25 protein-coding genes and 1 tRNA gene are annotated in these 26,399 nt (G+C 53.7%); 12 read left to right on the top strand and 14 right to left on the bottom strand.

Annotation, left to right across the window (positions count from 1 at the left end; all coding sequences use genetic code 11):
• Positions 1 to 57 precede the first annotated feature (57 nt).
• Positions 58 to 534, top strand: coding sequence for a kinase inhibitor (locus JSN25_RS12490; protein ID WP_038639028.1), 477 nt, complete (start codon positions 58 to 60; stop codon positions 532 to 534).
• A gap of 95 nt (positions 535 to 629) precedes the next feature.
• On the opposite strand, the gene hutH is transcribed toward JSN25_RS12490, so the two are convergent.
• From hutH to hutI, 5 genes are all read right to left on the bottom strand, one after another.
• Positions 630 to 2,150, bottom strand: coding sequence for a histidine ammonia-lyase (gene hutH, locus JSN25_RS12485; protein ID WP_204524976.1), 1,521 nt, complete (start codon positions 2,148 to 2,150; stop codon positions 630 to 632).
• Position 2,151: 1 nt separating this feature from the next.
• Positions 2,152 to 3,837, bottom strand: a complete 1,686-nt coding sequence (gene hutU, locus JSN25_RS12480) for a urocanate hydratase (RefSeq protein ID WP_069323195.1) — start codon at positions 3,835 to 3,837, stop codon at positions 2,152 to 2,154.
• 137 nt (positions 3,838 to 3,974) lie between these two features.
• Positions 3,975 to 4,694, bottom strand: a complete 720-nt coding sequence (locus tag JSN25_RS12475) for a histidine utilization repressor (protein WP_038639017.1) — start codon at positions 4,692 to 4,694, stop codon at positions 3,975 to 3,977.
• 86 nt (positions 4,695 to 4,780) lie between these two features.
• Entirely contained in the window at positions 4,781 to 5,722 is a 942-nt protein-coding gene (gene hutG, locus JSN25_RS12470; protein ID WP_204524975.1) for a formimidoylglutamase, read from the bottom strand.
• Positions 5,719 to 6,942: an imidazolonepropionase gene (hutI, locus tag JSN25_RS12465; RefSeq protein WP_137347364.1), complete on the bottom strand. Its 1,224-nt coding sequence runs from the start codon at positions 6,940 to 6,942 to the stop codon at positions 5,719 to 5,721. Before hutI ends, hutG begins: the two co-directional genes overlap by 4 nt.
• A gap of 224 nt (positions 6,943 to 7,166) precedes the next feature.
• On the opposite strand from hutI, the gene JSN25_RS12460 reads away from it, so the two are divergent.
• Complete coding sequence (locus tag JSN25_RS12460; RefSeq protein ID WP_069323359.1) at positions 7,167 to 8,450, top strand: putative acyl-CoA thioester hydrolase; 1,284 nt, start codon at positions 7,167 to 7,169, stop codon at positions 8,448 to 8,450.
• A gap of 82 nt (positions 8,451 to 8,532) precedes the next feature.
• Here the strand turns inward: JSN25_RS12460 and pgl are convergent, their stop codons facing one another.
• A complete protein-coding gene (gene pgl, locus JSN25_RS12455) occupies positions 8,533 to 9,528 on the bottom strand; it encodes a 6-phosphogluconolactonase (RefSeq protein ID WP_204524974.1) in 996 nt (331 codons plus the stop codon).
• Between the two features lie 165 nt (positions 9,529 to 9,693).
• On the opposite strand from pgl, the gene JSN25_RS12450 reads away from it, so the two are divergent.
• Positions 9,694 to 10,512: a pyridoxal phosphatase gene (locus tag JSN25_RS12450; protein WP_042309653.1), complete on the top strand. Its 819-nt coding sequence runs from the start codon at positions 9,694 to 9,696 to the stop codon at positions 10,510 to 10,512.
• Here the strand turns inward: JSN25_RS12450 and modC are convergent, their stop codons facing one another.
• The 4 genes from modC to JSN25_RS12430 all read right to left on the bottom strand — a co-directional run bounded on the left by modC (position 10,513) and on the right by JSN25_RS12430 (position 13,384).
• Positions 10,513 to 11,571, bottom strand: coding sequence for a molybdenum ABC transporter ATP-binding protein ModC (gene modC / locus JSN25_RS12445; protein ID WP_204524973.1), 1,059 nt, complete (start codon positions 11,569 to 11,571; stop codon positions 10,513 to 10,515). It lies immediately after the preceding gene.
• A 2-nt stretch (positions 11,572 to 11,573) separates the two neighbouring features.
• Entirely contained in the window at positions 11,574 to 12,263 is a 690-nt protein-coding gene (modB, locus tag JSN25_RS12440) for a molybdate ABC transporter permease subunit (protein WP_038638996.1), read from the bottom strand.
• On the bottom strand, positions 12,263 to 13,036 hold the full coding sequence (gene modA / locus JSN25_RS12435) for a molybdate ABC transporter substrate-binding protein (RefSeq protein ID WP_087857616.1): 774 nt from the start codon (positions 13,034 to 13,036) through the stop codon (positions 12,263 to 12,265). Before modA ends, modB begins: the two co-directional genes overlap by 1 nt.
• A 198-nt stretch (positions 13,037 to 13,234) precedes the next feature.
• The gene (locus tag JSN25_RS12430; protein ID WP_003023026.1) at positions 13,235 to 13,384 is read right to left on the bottom strand and encodes an AcrZ family multidrug efflux pump-associated protein; all 150 of its coding nucleotides are present in this window, start codon (positions 13,382 to 13,384) and stop codon (positions 13,235 to 13,237) included.
• Between the two features lie 130 nt (positions 13,385 to 13,514).
• Here JSN25_RS12430 and modE point away from each other — a divergent pair, with 130 nt between their 5' ends.
• The 7 genes from modE to gpmA all read left to right on the top strand — a co-directional run bounded on the left by modE (position 13,515) and on the right by gpmA (position 21,305).
• Positions 13,515 to 14,303 (top strand): molybdenum-dependent transcriptional regulator, encoded by a 789-nt coding sequence (modE, locus tag JSN25_RS12425; RefSeq protein WP_204524972.1) that lies wholly within the window; start codon positions 13,515 to 13,517, stop codon positions 14,301 to 14,303.
• 67 nt (positions 14,304 to 14,370) lie between these two features.
• On the top strand, positions 14,371 to 15,843 hold the full coding sequence (gene modF / locus JSN25_RS12420; RefSeq protein WP_085047484.1) for a molybdate ABC transporter ATP-binding protein ModF: 1,473 nt from the start codon (positions 14,371 to 14,373) through the stop codon (positions 15,841 to 15,843).
• A 217-nt stretch (positions 15,844 to 16,060) separates the two neighbouring features.
• Positions 16,061 to 17,077, top strand: a complete 1,017-nt coding sequence (gene galE / locus JSN25_RS12415) for a UDP-glucose 4-epimerase GalE (protein ID WP_038638984.1) — start codon at positions 16,061 to 16,063, stop codon at positions 17,075 to 17,077.
• Positions 17,078 to 17,086: 9 nt separating this feature from the next.
• Positions 17,087 to 18,133, top strand: coding sequence for a galactose-1-phosphate uridylyltransferase (gene galT, locus JSN25_RS12410; RefSeq protein ID WP_204524971.1), 1,047 nt, complete (start codon positions 17,087 to 17,089; stop codon positions 18,131 to 18,133).
• A 3-nt stretch (positions 18,134 to 18,136) separates the two neighbouring features.
• The gene (gene galK, locus JSN25_RS12405) at positions 18,137 to 19,285 is read left to right on the top strand and encodes a galactokinase (protein WP_087857618.1); all 1,149 of its coding nucleotides are present in this window, start codon (positions 18,137 to 18,139) and stop codon (positions 19,283 to 19,285) included.
• Entirely contained in the window at positions 19,279 to 20,319 is a 1,041-nt protein-coding gene (gene galM, locus JSN25_RS12400; protein WP_204524970.1) for a galactose-1-epimerase, read from the top strand. Before galK ends, galM begins: the two co-directional genes overlap by 7 nt.
• Positions 20,320 to 20,552: 233 nt before the next feature.
• A complete protein-coding gene (gene gpmA, locus JSN25_RS12395) occupies positions 20,553 to 21,305 on the top strand; it encodes a 2,3-diphosphoglycerate-dependent phosphoglycerate mutase (RefSeq protein ID WP_038638971.1) in 753 nt (250 codons plus the stop codon).
• Positions 21,306 to 21,411: 106 nt separating this feature from the next.
• On the opposite strand, the gene aroG is transcribed toward gpmA, so the two are convergent.
• Positions 21,412 to 22,464 carry a 3-deoxy-7-phosphoheptulonate synthase AroG gene (gene aroG, locus JSN25_RS12390; RefSeq protein ID WP_038638968.1) on the bottom strand — a complete coding sequence of 351 codons (1,053 nt, stop codon included), beginning with the start codon at positions 22,462 to 22,464 and terminating at the stop codon, positions 21,412 to 21,414.
• Positions 22,465 to 22,780: 316 nt separating this feature from the next.
• Between aroG and JSN25_RS12385 the strand changes: the two genes are divergently transcribed.
• Complete coding sequence (locus JSN25_RS12385; RefSeq protein ID WP_038638965.1) at positions 22,781 to 23,155, top strand: YbgS-like family protein; 375 nt, start codon at positions 22,781 to 22,783, stop codon at positions 23,153 to 23,155.
• A gap of 113 nt (positions 23,156 to 23,268) precedes the next feature.
• Positions 23,269 to 24,210, top strand: coding sequence for a CDF family zinc transporter ZitB (gene zitB / locus JSN25_RS12380; RefSeq protein WP_085047485.1), 942 nt, complete (start codon positions 23,269 to 23,271; stop codon positions 24,208 to 24,210).
• Here zitB and pnuC read toward each other — a convergent pair.
• The 3 genes from pnuC to JSN25_RS12365 all read right to left on the bottom strand — a co-directional run bounded on the left by pnuC (position 24,207) and on the right by JSN25_RS12365 (position 26,348).
• A complete protein-coding gene (gene pnuC / locus JSN25_RS12375; RefSeq protein WP_038638959.1) occupies positions 24,207 to 24,926 on the bottom strand; it encodes a nicotinamide riboside transporter PnuC in 720 nt (239 codons plus the stop codon). The two genes, zitB and pnuC, sit on opposite strands and share 4 nt — an antisense overlap.
• A 26-nt stretch (positions 24,927 to 24,952) precedes the next feature.
• The gene (gene nadA, locus JSN25_RS12370; protein WP_137351008.1) at positions 24,953 to 25,996 is read right to left on the bottom strand and encodes a quinolinate synthase NadA; all 1,044 of its coding nucleotides are present in this window, start codon (positions 25,994 to 25,996) and stop codon (positions 24,953 to 24,955) included.
• Between the two features lie 276 nt (positions 25,997 to 26,272).
• Positions 26,273 to 26,348 (bottom strand) — tRNA-Lys (locus tag JSN25_RS12365).
• Positions 26,349 to 26,399: the final 51 nt, after the last annotated feature.

Here is a 26,399-nt window from a genome sequence, read left to right as displayed (position 1 = left end):
ACAGCGGTAAGCTCTACGGTTTCTGGCTACACTTTTTGGCTAACGAGAGGAGTCAGTATGAAACTAATCAGTAACGATCTGCGCGATGGGGAGAAGCTTGGGCATCGTCACGTCTTTAACGGCATGGGATATGACGGGGATAATATTTCCCCGCATCTGGCATGGGATGATGTGCCCGCCGGGACTAAGAGCTTTGTCGTGACCTGTTACGATCCTGATGCGCCCACCGGCTCCGGATGGTGGCACTGGGTAGTTGTAAATCTGCCCGCCGATACCCGCGTTCTCACGCAAGGCTTCGGTTCCGGTCTGGTTGCACTGCCGGACGGGGTGATTCAGACCCGTACGGATTTTGGTAAAGCCGGTTATGGCGGCGCAGCGCCGCCGAAGGGGGAAACTCATCGCTATATCTTTACGGTTCACGCGCTGGATGTAGAGCGTATTGATGTCGATGAGGACGCCAGCGGCGCGATGGTTGGATTTAATGTTCACTTCCACTCGCTCGCCAGCGCCTCGATTACCGCGATGTTTAGTTAATCTCTGTTGGGCCGGATGTCGGCTTCGCCTCATCCGGCCTACAAAGCAGATCGTAGGCCTGATAAGACGCGTTAGCGTCGCCATCAGGCAATTTTCTACAGAAATTCGGGCAGCAATTTCAACAACGTTCCTTGCGCTAACAGTTCGGTCGCGGACTCAATATCCGGGGCGAAAAAGCGATCCTGCGTATAGTGGGCAACCTGCTCGCGTAGCGCCTGGCGCGCCTGCTCCAGCAATGGACTTGAGGTTAACCCTTCACGTAGATCGATTCCCTGACACGCCGCCAGCCACTCGACGGCAATCACGCCGCGCGTATTCGCCGCCATCTCCCACAGCCTGCGACCTGCCGCCGGCGCCATAGACACATGATCCTCCTGGTTGGCGGACGTCGGTAAGCTGTCTACACTGTGCGGATGCGCCAGCGCTTTGTTCTCGCTCGCCAGCGCGGCAGCCGTGACTTGCGCAATCATAAAGCCGGAGTTAACTCCGCCATTTTTCACCAGGAAAGGCGGTAGTTGCGACATGTGTTTATCCATCATTAACGCAATGCGTCGCTCCGATAAGGCCCCGATTTCCGCAATCGCCAGCGCCAGGTTATCCGCCGCCATCGCCACGGGTTCAGCATGGAAGTTGCCGCCGGAAATCACATCGCCTTCTTCGGCAAACACCAGCGGGTTGTCGGAAACCGCGTTGGCTTCCACCAGCAGAACATCCATCACATGGCGCATTTGCGTCAGACATGCCCCCATCACCTGCGGCTGACAGCGCAGAGAATACGGATCCTGTACTTTTTCACAGTTATGATGCGACTGCGAAAGCGCGCTGGAATCCGTCAACACATGGCGGTACAGCGCCGCGGCGTCAATCTGCCCGTGTTGTCCTCGTGCGGCATGAATCCGCGCGTCAAACGGACGACGAGAGCCTAGCACGGCTTCGGTGGTCAGCGCCCCGCACACCGTCGCGGACGCAAACAGTTCCTGAGCTTCAATGAGTCCACGCAGCGCAAAAGCCGTCGAAGCCTGAGTCCCGTTAAGCAGCGCCAGCCCTTCTTTCGCCTCCAGCGTTATAGGCTCCAGCCCGGCCTTTTTCAGCGCTTCGGTCGCCGGGAGCCATTCCCCCTGCCAGCGCGCCTTCCCTTCACCCAGCAGTGTCAGAGACATATGCGCCAACGGCGCCAGGTCACCCGATGCCCCCACTGAGCCTTTCGCCGGGATCAGCGGATACACCCCGGCATTCACCAGCGCAATCAGCGCTTCAATCACGCTCAGGCGAATACCGGAAAAACCGCGCGCCAGGCTGTTGATTTTCAGCACCATAATCAGACGCACCATCGCGTCGTCCAGCGCCTCGCCGACGCCAGCCGCATGGGAAAGCACCAACGAGCGCTGTAAATTCTGCAAATCTTCTGTGGCGATACGGGTCTGCGCCAGCAGGCCAAAACCGGTATTAATGCCGTATGCCGTACGGCCTTCAGCGACAATGTTATTGACGCAGGCGACGCTTGCATTAATTGCGTCAATTGCGCTGGCATCAAGGCTTAGTTGGACCGGCTGCTGCCAGATGTCACGAAGTTGTGCAAAAGTCAGTTGGCCCGGCGTTAATGTCATGGTATTCATCTCAGCGTTTCCCCTGCGTCGCAGCGACCATCGGCAAATTCAGCCCTTCTTCGACGGCGCATTCCACCGCAATATCATATCCAGCGTCAGCGTGGCGCATCACACCGGTAGCCGGATCGTTATGCAATACCCGGGCAATACGCGCAGCGGCTTCATCGGTGCCATCACAAACAATGACCATCCCGGCATGCTGGGAGAAACCCATTCCCACTCCGCCACCGTGGTGCAATGACACCCACGTCGCGCCGCTGGCGGTGTTCAGCAGCGCATTCAGCAGCGGCCAGTCGGATACGGCGTCAGACCCGTCGCGCATGGCTTCGGTTTCGCGGTTCGGGCTGGCAACGGAGCCGGAGTCCAGATGGTCACGGCCAATAACAATTGGCGCGGACACTTCGCCGCTGCGCACCATTTCATTAAACGCCAGCCCCAGCTTCTGTCGCCATTCCAGGCCGACCCAGCAGATACGCGCCGGTAAGCCCTGGAAGTTAATCCGCTCACGCGCCATATCCAGCCAGTGATGCAGGTGTTTATCGTCAGCCACGATCTCTTTCACTTTGGCATCGGTTTTATAAATATCCTGCGGATCGCCGGAAAGCGCCACCCAGCGGAACGGGCCAATGCCACGACAGAACAGCGGTCGAATATACGCTGGCACAAAACCGGGGAAATCAAAGGCGTTTTCCACGCCCATCTCTTTGGCCATCTGGCGAATGTTATTGCCGTAATCAAACGTCGGTACGCCCATTTTGCTAAACGCCAGCATCGCTTCGACATGTGTTGCCATTGAGCGTTTCGCCGCCTGCACCGTACCCTGCGGATCGGACACCGCTTTCGCCTGATACTCTTCCCAGCTCCAGCCGGACGGCAGATAACCATGCAGCGGATCGTGGGCGCTGGTCTGGTCGGTCACCATATCCGGGCGCACACCACGTTTCACCAGCTCCGGCACAACGTCGGCGGCATTCGCGCACAGCGCAATGGAAACCGCTTTACCCTCGCGGGTGTACTTATCGATACGCGCCAGCGCATCGTCCAGCGATGTCGCCTGCTCGTCCACGTAACGGGTACGCAGACGGAAATCAATGCGGCTTTGCTGACATTCAATATTCAGCGAGCATGCGCCCGCCAGCGTCGCGGCTAACGGCTGCGCCCCGCCCATACCGCCCAGCCCGGCGGTTAACACCCAGCGTCCGCTCAGGTTACCCTGATAATGCTGACGTCCGGCCTCAACGAAGGTTTCATACGTCCCCTGCACGATGCCCTGGCTGCCGATGTAGATCCAACTCCCGGCGGTCATCTGACCGTACATCGCCAGCCCTTTGGCATCCAGCTCGTTAAAGTGTTCCCAGGTTGCCCAGTGCGGAACCAGGTTGGAGTTAGCAATCAGTACGCGCGGGGCATTGTCATGGGTTTTGAACACACCGACCGGTTTACCCGACTGGACCAGCAGGGTCTCATCGCTCTCCAGTTGTGTCAGCGCATTAACGATGGCGTCGTAACACGCCCAGTCACGTGCAGCGCGACCAATCCCGCCGTATACCACCAGCTCATGCGGATTTTCCGCCACGTCGGGATCCAGGTTGTTCATTAACATGCGCAGCGGCGCTTCGGTCAGCCAGCTTTTGGCCGTTAAGGTAGTGCCACGCGGGGCACGAATATCCTGCTGACGATATTTGCTATGGGACATGACAGAAAACTCCTCGCGAACGTCGGATAGATAAGTAACATATACTTGTCTATACAAGTTGTCGCAAGGGTGATTTTAACAATTAAGATACATTTTTATTATATTGCGTCAGCAATCACGGTTTTGGTATCCCGACATCAGGACATAAACCGTCCTTGCAGGCGATAGCGGGAACCCGGAAACAGCAAACGAGCATGAGAGACGATGGATGATGCGGACCAGGTTTTGCGGCGGATCAGCAAGCAGGGATCGTGTTCTTTGATTTTCAGCAACGCGCACTCTTCAGCACTGGCGCGTACCGCTTCGACAATGTGCTCACCTTCCGTTAAGGGGGCGATCAGCGACAGGTAAGCGTGAGGCGTGGTCTGGCTGTAATCCTGCGCCAGATACTCCGGCACAATCTCCGCATTCACACAGCGATCTTCAATTTGTACCGGCAAATCGTTCTCGTAGTGCACCATGATGGAGTGAAAAATGGGGGTGCCTTCTTTAACGTTTAACACTAAAGCCTGCTGCGCATTTGCCTGGGTTCTTTCCAGCGTCAGAACCTCACAGCGGTGCTGATGCTGACGCGCGTTGATTTCATCCGCAATACTGCGAATTTCAAACAGCGCAGACTGGCCTTTTGGCTCGGCGACAAACGTCCCCACCCCCTGCAAACGCACCAGCAACCCCTCATCCGTTAACTCACGCAGCGCCCGATTGATGGTCATTCGGCTAAAACCATACTGTGCCACCAGCTCTGCTTCAGACGGGATACGATCGTGAGCTTGCCAGATACCGCTGGCAATCTTTTCGCTGATCTCCTGTTTTACCTTTTCGTAAAAAGGAGCTGGAGCAGAACGGGATGGGAGCATGCGTGTGCCTTCCTTAAGCTGAAATGTGAATGGGTATAGTTTACAGACATTACCCGAACCTGATAAGCGTAACGCCCTCAGGCATGTCAGCGCCACCAGTGCGCGATTTGCCAGCCTAATCGCGCCGCAACGCGTGCCGCTCTGCCATCATCGTCAAAGCGTGGATTAAATTCAACCATATCCACCGCCTGCAGTTTACCGCTACGACAAAGGGGGTCAATCAGCCCCAACAGCGTCGCCAACGGTACACCCAGCGCGGCGGGCGCTGACACGGCGGGCATTTCCCAAACCGGCAGCACGTCAAGGTCGATAGTCAGATAGATGACATCCACGCCAGAGGCAAACTGCGCCAGTTGGGCCTGTGCCGAATCACAGTGCAAATCTTCCACCATGGTGACACCAAGCCGCTGCGCTTCATCCCACAGCGCCTGGGTATTTGCCGCCCGACTGACGCCGATACAGGCATAGTGAAATCCGCGTTGCTGTTCATCGCAAAGGTACGCCAGCTGGCGAAACGGCGTACCAGATGTGGCCTGTTCGGCATGACGCAAATCGAGATGCGCGTCGAGATTGATGATGCCCACTTTTGCCTGTGGGAACGCATCCAGCACGCCAGCGCCATGGGCAAACGCGGTTTCGTGTCCTCCCCCCAGTACCAGGGTACGCATTTTCGCCTGCTGACAGCGCTGTACCGCCTTGCGTAGCGTCTGCTGCGCGCCCTCAAGATCGGGGGCCTGCGCCACAATATTCCCCAGATCCACCAGCCGCTGATGCCCGTCGTGACTGGCTAAATTCGCCAGCGCTTTACGTAGCGCATCTGGCGCTCCGGCGGCTCCCGTACGCCCCTGATTACGTTTAACGCCTTCATCACAGGCAAAACCAAGTAGCGCTATCTGCTCAGAGTACATTTCCGGTGAAAACGCCGGACTCAGCGTAATCGTCTGAAACAGGCGCAGCGCAGTCGGCGACTCGACGCGGTCATCTCGCCCCTGCCATAGCGCAGGAGAAGCAGGTTGCCAGTTAATCATGCAGGTTGTCCTTTGAATACACGTTGGTAGAGCGGGTTACGCCCAGGCTCATAGAGGATCTCGACCGGGAGTTCGGCATCCCACACCACAAAATCAGCCACAAACCCGGCCTTCAATTGACCGTGAGAGGCATGACGTCCCAGCGCCCGGGCCGCATGACGGGTGACGCCTGCCCACGCTTCTTCCGGCGTTAGGCCAAACTGGACGCAAGCCATATTCATCGCCCAGTGCAGACTGATAAACGGACTGGTGCCAGGGTTGAAGTCGGTCGCCACCGCCATCGGCACCTGATATTGCCGTAACAGCTCTACCGGCGGACGCTGTTGCTCTTTGAGGAAATAGAAAGCGCCGGGCAACAACACCCCAACCGTACCGCTTTGGCTCATCGCCGCCACGCCCGCTTCATCAAGATATTCAATATGGTCGGCAGATAAACCGTGGTAGCGGCTCACCAACTGGGCGCCGCCGAGCAGTGACAGTTGTTCAACATGCGCTTTGATCGGGATGCCCAGCGCCTGTGCTGCCTGGAACACCCGCTCACTCTGCGCCAGCGTAAAACCGACGCTTTCGCAGAACAGATCGACGGTCTCGAATAGCCCTTGCTCCCACAACTGCGGCAAAATAGTCTCGCATACCAGCGTAATATAGCCGTCAGGATCGCCCCGGTATTCCGCCGGGGTAGCATGCGCGGCCAACAGCGTCGGGCTTATTTCAATCACATCCTCCGCCGCCAGCGCTGCCACCACACGTAATATTTTCTCTTCTGTCTGCAAATCCAGACCATAACCAGACTTTATTTCCAGTAGCGTAACGCCTTCTTTGATTAACCTCTCCATTCTCTGATGCGCTATATGAAGAAGTTGTTCATCAGTGGCGCTACGGGTCGCCGACACGGTGGCATTAATACCGCCCCCCTGGGCGCTTATCTGCTGATAGGAAACACCGTTAAGCCGCTGCTCCCATTCACCTGCGCGATTCCCGCCAAAGACCAGGTGCGTATGGCAGTCGATCAGGCCAGGCGTCACCAGCCGGCCCTGCATATCAAAGGTATTGTCATGTGTGAGGTATAACGAAGACTCCGGCACAATAGCGCGAATCTTACCCTGGCGGACGATCAACGCATGTCCATCCACCAGCCCATACGGGTTATCACGTTCAGGATCCATGGTCGCCAGGCGAACATTGCGCCAGATAACATCATCAGGGAAGAATTGCTGCATTTGACTCACCACTTGTCATAGGTTGTATAGACATTTATTTTTGATTCGGCGGATGTTGTCAACCTGGATGAGCATAATTGTTATCTATTTGTGATATAAGGTCTCTCCGCGCCGGGCATTACGGCGATAAAAAAGAACTTTTTACCTTTTAACCTTCCCGTTTCGCTCAACTTAGTATAAAAAAGCAGGCTTCAATGGATAACTTTCAAAGCCCGGAGCAACCTGTGAACATATCATCAGTTTCCCGTCTGGCGCTGGCAATGGCTTTTGGCGTGACGCTGACCGCCTGTAGCTCTACACCGCCCGATCAAATTCCTTCCGATCAGACCGCGCCTGGCACCGCTTCGCGCCCGATTCTGTCGGCCAATGAAGCGAAAAACTTCGTCGCCGCGCACTATTTTTCCGCGCTGACGCCAAACACCGCGCCGTGGAGCCCTTCTGCTATTACTTTGCCCGCGCAGCCTGACTTTGTCGTTGGCCCGGCAGGTACCCAGGGCGTGACGCATACCAGCATTCAGGCCGCGGTTGATGCGGCAATCATCAAACGTACCAACAAACGTCAGTACATCGCGATCATGCCGGGCGAATATCAGGGCACGGTCTATATCCCGGCAGCGACAGGTAGCCTGACGCTTTACGGTACTGGCGAAAAACCGCTGGATGTGAAAATTGGCCAGGCCATTGACGGTGATATGAGCACCGCTGACTGGCGTCGTACGGTGAACCCGGGCGGTAAATATATGCCGGGCAAACCAGCGTGGTATATGTTTGATAATTGCCAGAGCAAGCGCGGCACCAATATTGGCGTGATGTGTTCTGCGGTCGTTTGGTCGCAAAATAACGGTCTGCAATTGCAGAACCTGACCATTGAAAACAACCTCGGTGATAGCGTTGATGCAGGTAACCATCCGGCAGTCGCACTGCGTACCGATGGCGATAAAGTACAGATCAACAACGTCAACATTCTGGGTCGCCAGAACACCTTCTTCGTGACCAATAGCGGCGTACAAAACCGTCTGGAAAACGATCGTCAGCCGCGTACGCTGGTGACGAACAGCTACATTGAAGGCGATGTGGATATCGTGTCTGGTCGTGGCGCGGTGGTATTCGATAACACCGATTTCCGCGTTGTGAACTCCCGTACCCAGCAGGAAGCGTACGTGTTTGCACCGGCTACCCTGTCAAACATCTACTACGGTTTTCTGGCTATCAATAGCCGCTTCACGGCAAGTGGTGATGGCGTGGCGCAGCTGGGCCGCTCGCTGGATGTTGATTCTAACACCAATGGACAGGTGGTTATTCGCGACAGCGTGATTAACGAAGGCTTTAACATGGCGAAACCGTGGGCTGACAGCGTTATCTCAAAACATCCCTTTACCGGTAATACCGGCGCGGAAGATGATAAAGGCGAAATCCAGCGCAACCTGAACGACACTAACTTCAACCGCATGTGGGAATACAACAACCGCGGTATTGGTAGCAAAGTGGTTGCAGAGCCTAAGCAGTAATTGCCATTCTCTGATGTAAACCCGGCAGACTCATGCTCTGCCGGGCAATATGCCGGATACTCATCCGGCATTAGACGCAATATTAGTGCGCGTTAACCACCACCCACATCGGGCCCTGGCCTACCGCGTAACGACCTTTCTCCGTCAGCAACCCTTGTTCGCCAGCAATCTCGTATACCGCGATGTGATGAGATTTTTGCCCGGCGGCAATCAGGTATTTACCGCTGTGGTCGATATTAAAACCGCGCGGTTGCGTTTCGGTCGGCTGGAAGCCTTCTTTAGTCAGCACGCTTCCGTCTTCTGAGACGCTAAACACCGTAATCAGACTGGCGGTACGATCGCAGGCATACAAATGACGACCATCCGGCGTAATATGAATATCTGCCGCCCATCGGGTATCGGAGAAATCAGCAGGCATCATATCCAGCGTCTGTACGCATTCAATTTTGCCGTGCGGATCTTTCAGCTCCCAGACGTCAACAGAGCTGTTCAGCTCATTCACGCAATAGGCGTATTGCTTATTCGGATGGAACACCATATGACGCGGACCCGCGCCTTCCACGGTGGTCATTTCTGCCGGCTCCTGCGCGACCAGATGACCATCATCACTGACGTCAAACAGACAGATACGATCCTGTTTCAATGCCGGAACCCACAGAGTACGGTTATCCGGAGAGATGTTGGCCGAGTGGCAACCATCCAGACCCTCAACCGCATCTACTAATTCCACCGGCAGACCATCTTCCAGACGCGTGACGCTCACGCTGCCCGCATTATAGGAACCGACAAACACGAAGCGCCCCTGATGATCGGTAGAAATATGCGTCGGGCTACCCGGCAGCGCAGATTCCGCAACAAAGGTCAGCGCACCGTCATCAGGCGCAATACGATATGCCAGAACACGAAACTCCGGACGCACACCGACATAGAGATAGCGCTTATCCGGGCTGACGACCATCGGCTGTACCTGACCCGGTACATCAACCACCTGGATCAGCGTCAAAGACCCATCGTGATTCAGGCTCCAGACATGAATTTGCTGACTCTCAGGACTGGCGGTATAAACGGTTTGTTTCATRAATACTCCTTTGCTTGTTGGCAGGTGGCTGCAATTGCCTGACACACGCCTAAGGTAGACGCTTTTAACGGTGAATGCTTAATCAAGACTCAGAATTTTGTCCGGCTCCCGTCTCGGTGTACCATTCCAGCAGACACAATTCTCAACCTTAATCTGGAAAAACCTATGACCGCACGCGTGATTGCCCTGGATTTAGACGGTACCTTACTGACCCCGAAAAAGACCTTGTTGCCATCCTCTCTTGAAGCGCTCTCACGCGCCAGAGAAGCAGGCTACCAACTTATCATTGTCACAGGTCGCCATCACGTTGCTATTCATCCTTTTTATCAGGCACTGGCGCTGGATACACCTGCAATTTGCTGCAACGGCACTTACTTGTATGATTATCATGCAAAAAAGGTACTGGAATCCGATCCTCTTCCGGTTGACCAGGCGTTGCAGCTGATCGAAATGCTGGATGAACATCAAATTCATGGACTGATGTATGTTGACGAGGCCATGCTGTATGAGCGTCCGACCGGGCATGTGGTGCGTACCGCTAACTGGGCGCAAACGCTACCGCCGGAACAGCGCCCAACCTTCACCCAGGTTCCTTCGCTGGCGCAGGCCGCGCATGATGTCAACGCCGTGTGGAAATTTGCCCTGACCGACGAAGATATTCCAAAACTACAGCAGTTTGGTAAAGACGTTGAACAACAACTAGGGCTGGAGTGTGAATGGTCCTGGCATGATCAAGTCGACATTGCCCGTAAAGGTAACAGCAAAGGGCGACGTCTTACTCAGTGGATCGAAGCGCAGGGTGGGTCAATGGAAAATGTGATCGCCTTTGGCGACAACTTTAACGATATCAGCATGCTGGAAGCCGCAGGCACCGGCGTGGCGATGGGTAACGCTGATGACGCGGTCAAAGCCCGCGCCAACATCGTGATTGGTGACAATACCACCGACAGCATCGCGAAGTTTATCTACACCCACCTGCTGTAATCAGGCGGTGATCGACACGCTCTTAATTTGCGCGTACAGCCACAGGCCAGGTTTGATGCCAAGCTCATCCCTGGCCCACGGGCTGATCCTCGCCCACAGCGTTTTCCCGCCCACCTCAAGCTGCACTTCCACCTGACCGTTATCGTCATAGCACTGGGCGACCTTCGCACGCAGTATGTTACGAATACTGGTCTGCTGCGGCGGCTGGAGTACCAGCGAAACATCAGACGCCTGAATGCGAATGTGCAGCACGGATTGCAGCGGCTGCTCAAGCTTGTTGACCCACAGATGCTGATCGCCCAGCGCCAGCGCCGTCATCGCATAGTGAGGATGATGCTCCAGCACGCTGACTTTCAGAATGCTGCTCTGCTGTTCTTTCGGCAGCCAAGGATGCATTACGATACTCCCCCAGACGTCCTCCAGCGAACCAAATGCTTTGACCTGCCCGTTTTCCAGCACCATCACTTTGTCTGCCAGGTGCAAAATTTCATCAAGCGAGTGGCTGACATACAGCATCGGAATATTAATTTCACGCGCCAGACGTTGCAGATAAGGTAGCAGTTCGCGTTTGCGCGGAATATCCAGTGAGGCTAACGGTTCATCAAGCAGCAATAACTCTGGCGCGGTAAGCAGCGCCCGACCAATGGCAACGCGCTGTTTTTCGCCGCCGGAAAGACTTCCCGGTAGGCGATCGAGCAGCGGTTCAATGCCCAGCAGCGCCACCAGCTTATCAAACTGCCCGGCCATGCTTTTCGCCATACCGTAACGCAGGTTACCGCGCACCTTATAATGGGGAAACAGACGCGCATCCTGGAATACATAACCCACCCGACGCTTTTCAGGCGTTAAGCAGATTCCGTTTTCAACATCGTTTAACACCCGACCGTTAAGCACAATACGTCCGGACTGCGGCTGCGTCAGACCGCTGATGGCGTTAATCAGCGACGTTTTTCCCGCGCCGGAGACACCAAAAATAGCGGTAATCCCACTGGCAGGCAGCGTTTCGTTGAGCGTCAGGCAATGGATTCCCAACGTCTGGGAGAAGTTAAGTTCCAGCATGATTATCGCCCCGTCCGCTCACGGCTAATACGCGCCAACCATTCAGAAATCAGCAGTGAAATCAGCGCCAACACAATAGAAATAATGCATAATCTTGCCGCTGCGCTTTCGCCGCCAGGCGTTTGGATCAGGGTATACATCGCCGAGGGGATAGTGCGGGTTTCGCCAGGAATATTGGAGACAAAGGTAATCGTTGCGCCGAATTCCCCGAGGGAACGCGCGAACGCCAGCACCGTCCCGACAATAATGCCGGGCAACATCAGCGGTAAGGTAATGGTCATGAATACGCGCCAGCGTCCGGCCCCGAGCGTTCGGGCAGCCTGCTCCAGCTTGACGTCGACACCTTCCAGCGCCAGACGAATTGCCCGTACCATAAGAGGGAAAGACATCACCGCCGCAGCCAGCACCGCACCGCGCCAGCTAAAGGCAAAGGTGATGCCAAACCAGTCATACAGCCGCTCACCGATAAATCCGCGCCGCCCCATGGCGACTAACAGCAGATACCCCACCACCACCGGCGGCAGCACCAACGGCAAATGCAGAACGCTGTCGAGCAGCGCTTTACCCGGGAAGGTGCATCGCACAAGCAGCCAGGCAAAGAAGATCCCAAACGGCAGACTAAACAACACGGCCAGGGAAGAAACTTTCAGGCTCAGTATGACGGCCTGCCATTCAGGATCGGTCAGTATCATTACTTGGTCGTAAATCCATAACGTTTAAAAATTTCAGCAGCCTGCGGTCCTTTCAGGTAATCATAGAACGCGCTGACCGTTGCGTTTTTGTGCCCATCAACAATCGCGATAGGGTATTCCACTTTTTTGTGTGAATCTTCCGGGAAGGTCGCGACAACCTTGACGCCTTTGCTGGCGACAGCATCGGAACCATAGACGATCCCCAGCGGCGCTTCATTACGTTCCACCAGCGCCAGCGCACCGCGAACGTCTTCCGCAGGTGCCAGTTTCGGCGCCAGAGTATCCCATGCGCCCAGTTTTTGCAGTGCTTCCTTGGCATAAATGCCTGCCGGAACATGTTCCGGATCGCCGACAGCCAGGCGTCCACCATTCAGCAAATGGGTCCAGTTGGTTTTACTGTCGATAGTAAAGTCTTGCTGGGCGCTGGCTTTCGGCGCCACCACCACCAGACTGTTGCCTAACAACGTTGCACGCGTGGCGGTATCCATCGATTTTTTATCGACCGCATAATCCATCCATTTCTGATCGGCAGAAATAAACAGGTCAGCAGGCGCGCCTGCTTCAATCTGACGCGCCAGCGTAGAAGAAGAGGCAAAAGAGGAGACGACGTCAACGTTCTTCTCTTTTTTGTATTGCGTCGCAATATCCTGCATCGCGTTGGTGAGCGAAGCCGCTGCGAATACCGTGATTTTCCCTTCATCCGCCAATGCATGTCCTGCGACAGAAAGAGAAAGCGTCGCCCCTGCAAACAAGCGTAACCATGTGCGTGCCATCTGTAGCTCCTTTGAGTTTCGTTATGTACGCGCAAATATAACGGTTAAGCCAGAATTTTCCCAGCGGTTATTGATACCAATTAGAGGTTACGCCATGAAAATATCGGCACGAGAAGCAGGATCTTGAGAAACTGTTGCCAGAGAAAAGGGGCTGAAAGGCAAAAATATAAACGCCCGACTGAGCGGGCGTTTGGGGAATCAATGATTCTGTCTGGACTGGTCTTTCTGACCGATACCGGAAAAAATGTTGAACACTTCACCCAGTCCGTAAATCAGACCCAGAATGATGGCCATCACCACAGGTACCATGATTACGGCGAATACCAGACTTTTCAATAACTCTAACATGGTCAACTCCAGATATAGTCCTTAGTTGTATTCTAACCACATCACGCAGAAAAGCACTCCCCTTTTGTGCGGTTGGCTTTGCGCGCACGCGGTTTTCCGTCACAATACCCTTTTTTGCCAGGAGCTTGTGATGCAGGCCGAAATCCTTCTTACGCTGAAACTTCAGCAAAAACTGTTTGCCGATCCCCGTCGCATTTCTCTGCTTAAGCACATTGCGCTTTCCGGCTCCATCAGTCAGGGCGCGAAGGATGCGGGTATCAGTTATAAAAGCGCCTGGGACGCGATTAACGAAATGAACCAGCTCAGTGAGCAAACGCTGGTTGAGCGCGCCACCGGCGGTAAAGGCGGCGGCGGCGCGGTGTTGACGCGTTACGGCCAGCGTCTGATCCAACTGTATGATTTGCTCGCACAAATTCAACAAAAAGCGTTTGATGTGTTGAGCGATGACGATGCGCTGCCGCTCAATAGCCTGCTGGCAGCCATTTCCCGCTTTTCACTGCAAACCAGCGCCCGTAACCAATGGTTTGGCACGATTACCGCTCGCGACCACGACCAGGTACAACAGCATGTCGACGTCCTGTTGGCCGATGGCGAAACGCGCCTGAAGGTGGCGATTACTGCGCAAAGCGGTGAGCGTTTGGGTCTTGAGGAAGGCAAAGAAGTATTAATTCTGCTGAAAGCACCGTGGGTAGGCATTACCCAGGACGATGCTATCGCTCAGGCCGCTGATAATCAGTTGCATGGAACGATTAGTCATATCGAACGCGGCGCAGAACAATGTGAGGTGTTAATGACGTTGCCAGACGGCCAGACGCTGTGTGCGACGCTGCCAGTGGATCAGACTCACGCTTTAGCGGAAGGTGCTAACGCAACAGCATATTTTAATGCTGACAAAGTGATTATTGCGACGCTGTGCTGAGTTAATTGACATTAGCCTGAAGAACACGTATCCCTGTCATTAATTGCTGCAAATAATGGGATACAAAATGTCATCATTGCAAATTTCGCAAGGCACGTTTCGTCTTAGCGACACAAAAACGCTCCAGTTAGATGCGTTGACATTACACGCGGGTGATAGCTGGGCGTTTGTGGGCTCTAACGGCAGCGGGAAATCCGCGCTGGCCCGTGCGCTGGCAGGAGAATTGCCGCTACTGAAAGGTGAGCGTCACTGTCAGTTTACACGTATTACCCGACTCTCCTTCGAGCAGCTACAAAAGCTGGTCAGCGACGAGTGGCAGCGAAACAACACCGATCTTCTCAGCCCCGGTGAAGATGACACCGGGCGTACCACCGCAGAAATCATTCAGGATGAGGTCAACGACCCCACTCGCTGCGCTGCGCTGGCGCAGCAGTTTGGTATTTCTTCCCTGCTCAACAGGCGTTTCAAATACCTTTCCACCGGTGAAACACGCAAAACCCTGCTCTGTCAGGCGTTAATGTCCGCACCGGATTTACTGATCCTTGATGAGCCTTTTGACGGGCTGGACGTGGCGTCCCGTCGCCAGTTAGCAGAACTGCTCGCTGAACTGCACCAGACTGGTTTTACGCTGGTACTGGTGCTTAACCGCTTTGATGAGATTCCCGAGTTCGTGCAATTTGCCGGCGTACTTGCCGATTGCACGTTGACTGAAACCGGCGCAAAAGCAGACCTTCTGCAACAGGCATTAATCGCTCAACTTGCCCATAGTGAACGCCTGGAAGGCATCCAATTACCCGAGCCGGACGAGCCTTCGGTCCGTCGCACGCTGTCCGATAACGAGCCGCGTATTGTGCTTAACGATGGCACCGTCTCGTATAACGATCGCCCTATCCTGCATCATCTGAGCTGGCAGGTAAATCCGGGGGAACACTGGCAGATCGTCGGCCCCAACGGGGCGGGAAAATCAACCCTACTGAGTTTAATCACCGGCGATCACCCCCAAGGTTACAGCAACGATTTAACGCTGTTTGGCCGCCGCCGGGGTAGTGGTGAAACTATCTGGGATATTAAAAAACACATCGGCTACGTCAGCAGTAGCCTGCATCTGGATTACCGGGTCAGTACGACGGTACGCAACGTGATTCTCTCCGGCTACTTTGACTCAATCGGCATCTATCAGGCCGTCTCTGACAGACAGCACAAACTGGTCCAGCAGTGGCTGGATATTCTGGGCATGGATAAACGTACCGCGGATGCGCCGTTCCACAGTCTTTCCTGGGGGCAGCAACGGCTGGCGTTGATTGTGCGTGCGCTGGTTAAACACCCGACTCTGTTAATCCTCGACGAACCTTTGCAAGGCCTGGACCCGCTCAATCGCCAACTGATTCGTCGGTTTGTGGATGTACTGATCGGTGAAGGCGAAACCCAACTGCTGTTTGTCTCCCACCATGCTGAAGATGCCCCAGCCTGCATTACCCATCGACTGGAGTTTGTGCCCGAGGGTGATGTCTACGCCTATCAACAAACCTCTCTGCGTTAATTTTCATTTGAGGGCGTTTAACACGCCCTTTTTTCTGCATTTTTTTCAGATAAACTCCGAGATAACAACTTAACCTGAGGATTTAAAATAAAATAACCAATGCAAACGAGTGAAAACATCACCGTGTAAACGATTCCACTAATTTATTCCATGTCACACTTTTCGCATCTTTGGTATGCTATGGTTATTGCATACCATAGGCTTAACGGAGCGAATTATGAGAGTATTGGTTACAGGTGGTAGCGGTTACATAGGAAGCCACACTTGCGTGCAGTTGCTGAAAAACGGTCACGAGGTGGTGATCCTGGATAACCTCTGCAACAGCAAGCGCAGCGTTCTGCCCGTCATCGAGCGTTTAGGCGGCAAGCACCCGACTTTCGTGGAAGGGGATATTCGTAACGAAGCGCTGATAACCGAAATTCTGCACGATCATGCCATTGACACGGTCATCCATTTTGCCGGGTTAAAAGCCGTTGGCGAGTCCGTTGCCAAGCCGCTGGAATACTATGACAACAACGTCAACGGGACGCTGCGTCTGGTTAATGCCATGCGCGCCGCTAACGTGAAAAACTTCATTTTCAGCTCCTCCGCGACCGTCTATGGCGATCAGCCGCAAATTCCTTACGTTGAAAGTTTCCCCACCGGCACACCACAAAGCCCGTATGGCAAAAGTAAGCTGATGGTTGAACAGATCCTGACCGATCTGCAAAAAGCACAGCCCGACTGGAGTATCGCCTTACTGCGCTACTTCAACCCGGTTGGCGCGCATCCGTCAGGCGATATGGGTGAAGACCCGCAAGGTATTCCAAACAACCTGATGCCTTACATCGCACAGGTTGCCGTTGGCCGCCGCGAGTCCCTTGCCATATTTGGCAACGACTACCCTACCGAAGATGGCACCGGCGTTCGCGACTATATCCACGTAATGGATCTTGCAGATGGCCACGTCGCCGCGATGGAAAAACTGGCGGGCAAACAGGGCGTGCATATTTACAACCTCGGGGCGGGCATCGGCAGCAGCGTGCTGGATGTGGTCAACGCCTTCAGTAAAGCCTGCGGTAAACCGGTGAATTACCATTTTGCCCCGCGTCGTGATGGCGATCTTCCTGCCTACTGGGCAGATGCCAGTAAAGCCGATCGCGAGCTCAACTGGCGCGTAACTCGCACCCTGGATGAAATGGCACAAGACACCTGGCACTGGCAGTCACGCCATCCGCAGGGATATACGGATTAAGGATCAATCATGACGCAATTCAATCCTGTCGATCATCCACACCGCCGTTTTAACCCGCTCAGCGGGCAGTGGATCCTCGTCTCACCGCATCGTGCAAAACGCCCCTGGCAAGGGGCGCAGGAAACACCATCTAAGCAGGTCCTACCCGCACATGACCCGGACTGCTTCCTGTGTGCAGGCAATACACGTGTTACCGGCGATAAAAACCCGGATTACACCGGGACCTATGTTTTTACTAACGACTTTGCCGCGCTGATGTCCGATACCCCGGACGCGCCGGACAGCCACGATCCGTTAATGCGCTGTCAGAGCGCGCGCGGTACCAGCCGCGTGATTTGCTTTTCGCCCGATCACAGCAAAACGCTGCCGGAACTCAGCGTGCCTGCGCTAACAGAAATCGTGAAAACGTGGCAGGAACAGACGGCAGATTTAGGCAAAACCTATCCCTGGGTGCAGGTCTTTGAGAATAAAGGCGCGGCAATGGGGTGTTCGAACCCCCATCCCCACGGACAGATTTGGGCCAATAGCTTTCTGCCCAACGAAGCCGAACGTGAAGATCGCCTGCAAAAAGCGTACTTCGCCGAACAGGGCGCGCCGATGCTCCTTGATTACGTCCAGCGTGAACTGGCTGATGGTAGCCGTACGGTCGTTGAAACAGAACACTGGCTGTCAGTCGTACCCTATTGGGCGGCATGGCCGTTCGAAACGCTGCTGCTGCCAAAAGCGCATGTCCTGCGTATCACCGATTTGACCGACGAACAGCGCGCTGATCTGGCGCTGGCGTTGAAAAAACTGACCAGTCGTTACGACAACCTGTTCCAGTGCTCATTCCCCTACTCCATGGGCTGGCACGGCGCACCGTTTAACGGTGAAGAAAACCAACACTGGCAGTTGCACGCACACTTTTATCCGCCGCTGCTGCGTTCGGCAACCGTGCGCAAATTTATGGTCGGTTACGAAATGCTGGCGGAAACCCAGCGCGACCTGACAGCAGAACAAGCGGCTGAACGACTGCGTGCGGTCAGCGACATCCATTTTCGCGAATCCGGAGTTTAAATAATGAGTCTGAAAGAAAAAACACAATCTCTGTTTGCTGAAACATTTGGCTACCCTGCCACCCATACTATTCAGGCACCGGGCCGTGTAAACCTGATTGGCGAACATACCGATTATAACGACGGATTCGTTCTGCCCTGCGCTATCGACTATCAAACCGTGATTAGCTGTGCGGCACGCGATGACAGAAAAGTTCGCGTTATCGCGGCTGACTACGATAATCAAATGGACGAGTTCTCTCTGGACGCGCCAATTATCGCTCATGACAGCCAGCAGTGGTCAAACTACGTGCGTGGCGTGGTGAAGCATCTGCAAAAGCGTAATAACGCCTTTGGCGGCGCGGATCTGGTGATCAGCGGTAATGTGCCTCAGGGCGCAGGCTTAAGCTCTTCGGCTTCGCTGGAAGTGGCGGTAGGCACCGTGTTCCAGCAGCTTTATCATCTGCCGCTCGACGGGGCGCAGATTGCTCTGAACGGCCAGGAAGCTGAAAACCAGTTTGTCGGCTGCAACTGCGGCATTATGGATCAGTTGATCTCCGCGCTTGGCAAGAAAGATCATGCGCTGCTGATCGACTGCCGTACGCTGGGCACCAAAGCCGTTTCCATGCCTGAAGGCGTGGCGGTGGTAATCATCAACAGCAATTTTAAACGTACGTTGGTGGGTAGCGAGTACAACACCCGTCGCGAACAGTGTGAAACCGGGGCGCGTTTCTTCCAGCAACCTGCCCTGCGTGATGTCAGCTTTGAAACCTTTAGCGCAGTTGCTCACGAACTGGATCCGATTGTCGCCAAACGCGTTCGTCACGTGATCACGGAAAACGCGCGTACCGTTGAAGCTGCGAATGCGCTGGAAAAAGGCGACCTGTTACGCATGGGTCAGCTGATGGCGGAATCTCACGCTTCAATGCGCGATGACTTTGAAATTACCGTGCCGCAAATTGATACGCTGGTTGAGATTGTCAAAGCAACCATCGGCGATAAAGGTGGTGTTCGTATGACAGGCGGCGGCTTCGGGGGCTGTATTGTGGCGCTGATCCCGCAAGATCTGGTGCCTGCCGTGCAGCAGGCCGTCGCCGAACAGTACGAAGCTAAAACCGGTATTAAAGAAACATTTTACGTCTGTAAACCTTCACAAGGAGCCGGACAATGTTAAACGAAATTCCCGTAATGGCGCCCGACGGTCAGCCGTTCCGCCTGCTTACCCTGCGTAACGACGCGGGGATGGTGGTCACGCTCATGGACTGGGGCGCAACGCTGCTCTCTGCGCGTATTCCACTTAGCGATGGTAGTGTGCGCGAAGCCCTGCTCGGTTGCGCCAGTCCGGAGCAATACCCGGAACAGGCTGCGTTTCTGGGGGCTTCCATTGGCCGCTACGCTAACCGTATCGCCAACAGCCGCTATACCTTTGACGGCGAAACCATTGAATTGCTGCCAAGCCAGGGTGATAACCAACTGCACGGCGGACCGAACGGTTTCGACAAACGTCGCTGGCAGATAGTGAATCAGAATGACCGTCAGGTGCTGTTTGCCTTAACGTCTGACGATGGCGACCAGGGTTTCCCTGGGAATCTTTGCGCCACCGCGCAGTATCGCCTGACTGACGATAATCGGATTTCGATAACCTACCGTGCCACGGTTGATAAGCCCTGCCCGGTAAATCTGACGAATCATATCTATTTTAATCTCGACGGTGACAAAACGGATGTGCGCCAGCACAAGCTGCAAATTCTGGCGGACGAGTATTTACCCGTAGACGAAATGGGCATCCCGCATGACGGGCTGAAATCCGTCGCCGGAAGCACTTTTGATTTCCGTTCCCCGAAAATCATCGCCAGCGAATTTCTGGCCGATGACGATCAGCGCAAGGTAAAAGGTTACGATCACGCCTTCCTGCTCCAGGCACAAGGCAATGCGCGTACTCCGGCGGCTCAGGTTTGGTCTCAGGATGAAAAACTGCAGATGGTGGTTTACACCTCAGCCCCGGCATTGCAGTTTTACTCAGGAAACTTCCTTGGCGGTACGCCTTCACGTGGGCCGGAGGCCTATGAAGACTGGCAAGGTCTGGCGCTGGAAAGTGAGTTTCTGCCAGACAGCCCGAATCATCCAGAATGGCCACAGCCGGACTGCTTCCTGCGCCCGGGTGAAGAGTATACCAGCGTGACGGAATATCAGTTTATTCCTGCCTGACAGTTCATCCTGACAGGCCCGATAGAATAAATTTATCGGGCCTGTTGTTTGTTTTCCGCAGCAAACCCGCTCACCCCCCCATCATCCAAAGACAAAATCGCAACCTTGAGTTCACAAGAACCTTACACTGTGGCGCTATTTTCGCTATGGTTATGCGTAATCATTGCCGCTGACTCATTACGGCAATATAATGAGAATTATTATCATTAAATATGATTGATAGGAGTGAGTGTATGGCTGTAACTAAGCTGGTTCTGGTACGACACGGTGAAAGTCAGTGGAACAACGAAAACCGTTTTACCGGTTGGTATGACGTTGATCTGTCCGAGAAAGGCGTAGGTGAAGCAAAAGCGGCCGGTAAACTGCTGAAAGAGGAAGGCTATAGCTTTGATTTTGCCTATACCTCTGTGCTGAAACGTGCCATCCATACCCTTTGGAACGTCCTGGACGAACTGGATCAGGCCTGGCTGCCGGTTGAGAAATCCTGGAAACTGAACGAGCGTCATTACGGCGCGCTACAGGGTCTGAACAAAGCAGAAACCGCTGAAAAATACGGTGACGAGCAGGTTAAGCAATGGCGTCGCGGCTTTGCGGTTACCCCACCGGAACTGACCAAAGATGACGAGCGTTATCCGGGTCACGACCCGCGTTATGCCAAACTGACTGACAAAGAACTACCGCTCACCGAAAGCCTGGCGCTGACCATCGATCGCGTGATTCCTTACTGGAACGAAACCATTCTGCCGCGTATGAAAAGCGGTGAGCGCGTAATTATCGCTGCTCACGGTAACTCCCTGCGCGCGCTGGTGAAGTACCTGGATAACATGAGCGAAGATGAAATCCTCGAACTGAACATCCCGACCGGCGTACCGCTGGTGTATGAGTTTGACGAAAACTTTAAGCCGATTAAACACTACTATCTGGGTAACGCTGACGAGATCGCGGCAAAAGCCGCAGCCGTTGCTAACCAGGGTAAAGCGAAGTAATTTTTTCGCTCCCAATAAAAAAAGCGTGGAATGCTCCACGCTTTTTTTATTGCCGGATGGCGGCGTTGCCTTATCCGGCCTACCGAGGCTAACCCGGATGAGTTTTTTACCCGCGGCGCGCTTTTACCGCTTCCGCCAACTGGCGTAACACCGCATCGGTATCTTCCCAGCCAATGCAGGCATCGGTGATGCTCTTGCCGTAGGTCAGGGGTTCACCGCTATCCGGGTTCTGATTACCTTCAACCAGATGGCTTTCAATCATCACGCCAATAATTGCTTTTTCGCCACCGGCAACCTGCCCGCAAACGTCTTTCGCAACATCCATCTGCTTTTTGAACTGCTTGCTGGAGTTGGCATGGCTAAAGTCGATCATCACCTGCGGAGAAAGCCCCGCTTTGACCAAACCTTCTTTCACGTCGGCAACGTGCTGAGCGCTGTAATTCGGCTCTTTGCCGCCGCGCAGAATGATATGGCAATCGCCATTACCGCTGGTATTCACAATCGCCGAATGGCCCCATTTGGTTACAGACAGGAAGCAATGCGGCGCCCCGGCAGCATTGATTGCATCAATGGCGACTTTGATGGTGCCATCAGTACCGTTTTTAAAACCAACCGGGCAGGACAAACCTGACGCCAATTCACGGTGTACCTGAGATTCTGTAGTACGTGCGCCAATTGCGCCCCAGCTCATAAGATCGGCAAGATATTGTGGGGTGATCATATCCAGGAACTCGCCTGCGGCCGGCAAACCACTGTCGTTGATATCCAGCAGCAGTTTACGGGCAATGCGCAGACCGTCGTTGATCTGGAAGCTGTTATCCATGTGCGGATCGTTGATAAGTCCTTTCCAGCCTACGGTTGTACGCGGTTTTTCAAAATAGACGCGCATGACGATTTCAAGTTCGCCTTTTAACTCTTCACGTAGCGCCAGCAAGCGAGCGGCATACTCTTTAGCCGCTGCCGGATCATGAATAGAACACGGCCCAATCACCACCAGCAGACGATCGTCACTGCCTTTGAGAATTTTATGAATCGCCTTACGGGCATGCGCCACCGTATTGGCGGCATTTTCAGTAGCGGGGAATTTTTCCAGCAGTGCGACCGGGGGTAATAATTCGTTGATCTCTTTAATGCGTAAATCGTCGTTCTGATAATTCATGATTATTCCAGCGTTGCCATACTTATATAAATGAATGCAATCCCTCCAATCTATATCTTCAGTCATAAAGTGTAAACGGGGTTTTACACTTTGGACGGATTAATCCTGGAATAGGCCCAAAAAACGCAATAAAGTAGCGAAAAAAGAGATCCAGACTACAATTTATAACTGCAACAGCTTAAATTCTCATAAATTTCAAGATTCTATGCTGGTTTTAATTTGCATAGCAAAACTATTAACCATGTCCTGCTGATGTACTGGCACATGCACTGTTGGAAGACGTTATCCGACATCTCAATCATAACAGGAGCATAATATGCATATGACAAAGCTGACTTCACTCTTTTTGACGGCCACACTCAGCCTCGCCAGCGGCGCGGCGCTCGCAGCTGACACCAACACGCAGTCGAATAACGGCCAGGCAAATTCCGCGGCAGATGCCGGTCAAGTCGCGCCAGACGCGCGCGAAAACGTTGCGCCAAATAATGTCGATAACAACAACGTGAATTCGGGTGGCACAATGCTGCATCCGGACGGTTCATCAATGAACCATGAAGGAATGACCAAAGACGAGGTGCATAAAAACACCATGTGTAAGGACGGACGCTGCCCGGATGTGAATAAAAAAGTTGAGACCGGAAACGGCATCAATAATGATGCCGACACCAAAACTGACGGTACTACCCAGTAACGCTGAAAATAAAGCTAATAACGGGAGAGCAATAGCTCTCCTTTTTAATTTTATCATCCCAAAAACGGTATCATGACATACAGTAAAGGTGAGAATAACAAAGGGATGGCATAATGGCGCACTCACATACTCATACTTCCCCTGAGCAAACTAAGGACAATAATGCCCGCAGATTGCTTTTCGCATTCTGCATTACAGCCGGATTTATGCTGGTTGAAGTGGTGGGTGGAATTATTTCAGGCTCGCTGGCGTTACTGGCTGATGCCGGACATATGCTCACAGATGCCGCCGCGCTTCTATTTGCCCTGCTGGCGGTCCAGTTCTCCAGACGCCCGCCCACTATAAGGCACACTTTCGGCTGGTTGAGACTCACAACATTAGCCGCGTTTGTTAACGCCATCGCATTGGTTGTGATCACCATTTTAATCGTCTGGGAGGCGATTGAGCGCTTCCATACGCCACGTCCCGTAGCGGGCGGCATGATGATGATCATTGCTGTCGCGGGTTTACTGGCGAACGTGCTCGCTTTTTGGGTTTTACATCGCGGCAGTGAAGAGAAAAACCTTAACGTCCGCGCCGCAGCGCTACACGTAATGGGCGATTTGCTCGGCTCGGTTGGAGCAATCATCGCTGCGCTGATTATTATCTGGACGGGCTGGACGCCAGCGGACCCAATTCTCTCGATTCTGGTTTCCGTGCTGGTACTGCGTAGCGCCTGGCGGTTATTGAAAGATAGCGTAAATGAATTACTGGAAGGCGCTCCGCTTACATTGGATATTGCCGCCTTGCAGCGCCATCTCAGCCGGGATATCCCCGAAGTTCGCAATGTGCATCATGTACACGTCTGGATGGTAGGTGAAAAACCGGTCATGACGCTGCATGTGCAGGTGGTCCCGCCGCACGATCACGACGCGCTGCTGGAGCGTATTCAACATTTCCTGATTCATCACTACCAGATTGAACACGCCACGATCCAGATGGAATATCAGCCGTGCAATGGGCCGGACTGCCACCTGTATCAAGGCGTGTCCGGCCATGCACATCATCACCATTAATGGGACAGCGCGTGGGAACCCCGCTCACGCGCGCTGTTAATCCACAACCTGCTTCCGTTCAGGGCGATAACCGTCAGGATCATATATTCCAGTGACATGGCATATACGCCTTGCAGAGCAAAGATCACTACGCTAATGACGTTAATGATCACCCACAACAGCCAGTTTTCAACGTATTTGCGCGTCATCAGGATCATCGCCACAATCGACAGCACCATCATGCAGGAATCCCAGAACGGGAATGCATCGGGTTGCAACTCTGGAGCCGCTACCTGTAATCCCAGCCCCTGCATAATGTTCACGGCAATACGTGTCAAAAATGCAAACACCGGATCGATATAGACCGACATCAGGCCAATCGCCACCACGCAAGCAGCCAGCCAACCGATCGCTTTCGGTAACGGCAACCAGCGTATTTTCAACTCTGCCTCATGCTGGTTGGTTTGCCGGGACCAGGCATACCAGCCGTAGATATTCGCGGCAAAAAAGAAAACCTGCAGCAACAGGCTGGCATAGAGCTGGATCTGAAAGAAGATAATCGCAAACAGCGTGACGTTTATCAGTCCGAAGACGTAATTACTGATTTTCTCAAGGCTCGCCAGGCCAATACACAATAACCCGGCGATCGTCCCCACGGCTTCGATCCACGACAGATCGTAACCGCCCGCACCGATCGGAATATGTACCAGAATGTTCTGCGTGCTAAAAAAGTCCATCTTTTCCCCCAGAGCAAATAAATTAATTAAGCCCGAAGTGTAGCCGCAAATTCCAACATGCGGTTTAACGGCAGCAATGCACCTTCTCGCAGCGCTGCATCTACATGTATCTCGTGAGCAATCCCCCCTTGCTCCAGACCCTCAGCAATCGCCTTGAGGCCGTTCATCGCCATCCACGGACAATGTGCGCAACTGCGACAGGTTGCCCCTTCGCCTGCCGTTGGCGCTTCAAGCAACTCTTTATCGGGAACAGCTTGCTGCATTTTGTAAAAAATACCCCGGTCTGTCGCCACTATCAGTTGCTGGTGCGGTAACGATTTTGCTGCGTTGATTAACTGGCTGGTTGACCCGACCGCATCGGCCATATCAACGATGGACTGAGGGGACTCCGGATGCACCAGCACGGCGGCATTGGGGTAAAGCGCTTTCATGCGTGTTAAAGCCTGAGTTTTAAACTCGTCGTGGACGATACACGCCCCCTGCCAACAAAGAACGTCTGCACCGGTCTGTTTTTGCACGTAGTTGCCCAGATGTCTGTCCGGGGCCCAGATGATTTTTTCACCCAAACTATCAAGATGCTCAATAAGTTCAACCGCAATACTGGAGGTCACGACCCAGTCGGCACGTGCTTTAACTGCTGCTGAGGTATTGGCGTAAACCACTACGGTGCGATCCGGATGCGCGTCGCAAAACGCGCTGAACGCATCAATCGGACAACCCAGATCTAATGAACATTCTGCCTGCAGGGTTGGCATCAGGATGGTCTTTTCCGGGCTGAGAATTTTGGCGGTTTCTCCCATAAATCTCACGCCCGCAACCAACAGCGTAGAAGCGGGATGTTTTGAGCCGAACCTCGCCATCTCCAGAGAATCAGAAATACAGCCGCCGGTCTCTTCGGCCAACTGTTGGATTTCAGGATCGGTGTAATAGTGCGCGACCATAACGGCATCACGCTCTTTCAGCAGGCGCTTGATTTTTTCACGGTAAAATTGTTTTTCGTCCGCACTCAGCGGTGCTGGCTTCGGCGGAAATGGATAAATTGCAGCTTCAGGATCAAACATCACGCTCATCTTGCTTTCTCGTTTTACTGGCTTAACGAAATAACCGATTAAAAGCGTGACACACGCCATATTCGGTTTAGTTTGTTTTATATGCTAAACAAGATAGCGGATTAGTGCAGAAAAGTCACAATAATTGCGTGTGATGAGTACCGGATGGCGACTGGCGTCTTATCCGGCCTACATTTGGCACCCGTAAGCCTGATAAGCGAAGCGCATCAGGCAAGCAGGTTCGAATCTTCCATATTGCAGATAGCAAAAAGGCGCCTTTAGGGCGCCTTTTTACACTGGTGGGGCGTGCAGGATTCGAACCTGCGACCAATTGATTAAAAGTCAACTGCTCTACCAACTGAGCTAACGCCCCCTTATAGGGTTTACTTCTTTATACTTTCAGGATGGTGGGTCGTGCAGGATG

Origin of the sequence: Citrobacter cronae, from assembly GCF_016893685.1 — a bacterium.
In the GTDB taxonomy this organism is placed as follows: domain Bacteria; phylum Pseudomonadota; class Gammaproteobacteria; order Enterobacterales; family Enterobacteriaceae; genus Citrobacter; species Citrobacter werkmanii.
The sequence above is the reverse complement of the archived record's forward strand: the minus strand, read 5'-3'. Positions and strand labels throughout refer to the sequence as shown.

What these genes read in the sequence shown, in the direction of transcription:
- JSN25_RS12490 (WP_038639028.1), top strand. Translation starts at nt 58, where the DNA reads ATGAAACTAATCAGTAACGATCTGCGCGATGGGGAGAAGCTTGGGCAT.
- hutH (WP_204524976.1), bottom strand. Translation starts at nt 2,150, where the DNA reads ATGAATACCATGACATTAACGCCGGGCCAACTGACTTTTGCACAACTT.
- hutU (WP_069323195.1), bottom strand. Translation starts at nt 3,837, where the DNA reads ATGTCCCATAGCAAATATCGTCAGCAGGATATTCGTGCCCCGCGTGGC.
- JSN25_RS12475 (WP_038639017.1), bottom strand. Translation starts at nt 4,694, where the DNA reads ATGCTCCCATCCCGTTCTGCTCCAGCTCCTTTTTACGAAAAGGTAAAA.
- hutG (WP_204524975.1), bottom strand. Translation starts at nt 5,722, where the DNA reads ATGATTAACTGGCAACCTGCTTCTCCTGCGCTATGGCAGGGGCGAGAT.
- hutI (WP_137347364.1), bottom strand. Translation starts at nt 6,942, where the DNA reads ATGCAGCAATTCTTCCCTGATGATGTTATCTGGCGCAATGTTCGCCTG.
- pgl (WP_204524974.1), bottom strand. Translation starts at nt 9,528, where the DNA reads ATGAAACAAACCGTTTATACCGCCAGTCCTGAGAGTCAGCAAATTCAT.
- JSN25_RS12450 (WP_042309653.1), top strand. Translation starts at nt 9,694, where the DNA reads ATGACCGCACGCGTGATTGCCCTGGATTTAGACGGTACCTTACTGACC.
- modC (WP_204524973.1), bottom strand. Translation starts at nt 11,571, where the DNA reads ATGCTGGAACTTAACTTCTCCCAGACGTTGGGAATCCATTGCCTGACG.
- modB (WP_038638996.1), bottom strand. Translation starts at nt 12,263, where the DNA reads ATGATACTGACCGATCCTGAATGGCAGGCCGTCATACTGAGCCTGAAA.
- modA (WP_087857616.1), bottom strand. Translation starts at nt 13,036, where the DNA reads ATGGCACGCACATGGTTACGCTTGTTTGCAGGGGCGACGCTTTCTCTT.
- JSN25_RS12430 (WP_003023026.1), bottom strand. Translation starts at nt 13,384, where the DNA reads ATGTTAGAGTTATTGAAAAGTCTGGTATTCGCCGTAATCATGGTACCT.
- modE (WP_204524972.1), top strand. Translation starts at nt 13,515, where the DNA reads ATGCAGGCCGAAATCCTTCTTACGCTGAAACTTCAGCAAAAACTGTTT.
- modF (WP_085047484.1), top strand. Translation starts at nt 14,371, where the DNA reads ATGTCATCATTGCAAATTTCGCAAGGCACGTTTCGTCTTAGCGACACA.
- galE (WP_038638984.1), top strand. Translation starts at nt 16,061, where the DNA reads ATGAGAGTATTGGTTACAGGTGGTAGCGGTTACATAGGAAGCCACACT.
- galT (WP_204524971.1), top strand. Translation starts at nt 17,087, where the DNA reads ATGACGCAATTCAATCCTGTCGATCATCCACACCGCCGTTTTAACCCG.
- galK (WP_087857618.1), top strand. Translation starts at nt 18,137, where the DNA reads ATGAGTCTGAAAGAAAAAACACAATCTCTGTTTGCTGAAACATTTGGC.
- galM (WP_204524970.1), top strand. Translation starts at nt 19,279, where the DNA reads ATGTTAAACGAAATTCCCGTAATGGCGCCCGACGGTCAGCCGTTCCGC.
- gpmA (WP_038638971.1), top strand. Translation starts at nt 20,553, where the DNA reads ATGGCTGTAACTAAGCTGGTTCTGGTACGACACGGTGAAAGTCAGTGG.
- aroG (WP_038638968.1), bottom strand. Translation starts at nt 22,464, where the DNA reads ATGAATTATCAGAACGACGATTTACGCATTAAAGAGATCAACGAATTA.
- JSN25_RS12385 (WP_038638965.1), top strand. Translation starts at nt 22,781, where the DNA reads ATGCATATGACAAAGCTGACTTCACTCTTTTTGACGGCCACACTCAGC.
- zitB (WP_085047485.1), top strand. Translation starts at nt 23,269, where the DNA reads ATGGCGCACTCACATACTCATACTTCCCCTGAGCAAACTAAGGACAAT.
- pnuC (WP_038638959.1), bottom strand. Translation starts at nt 24,926, where the DNA reads ATGGACTTTTTTAGCACGCAGAACATTCTGGTACATATTCCGATCGGT.
- nadA (WP_137351008.1), bottom strand. Translation starts at nt 25,996, where the DNA reads ATGAGCGTGATGTTTGATCCTGAAGCTGCAATTTATCCATTTCCGCCG.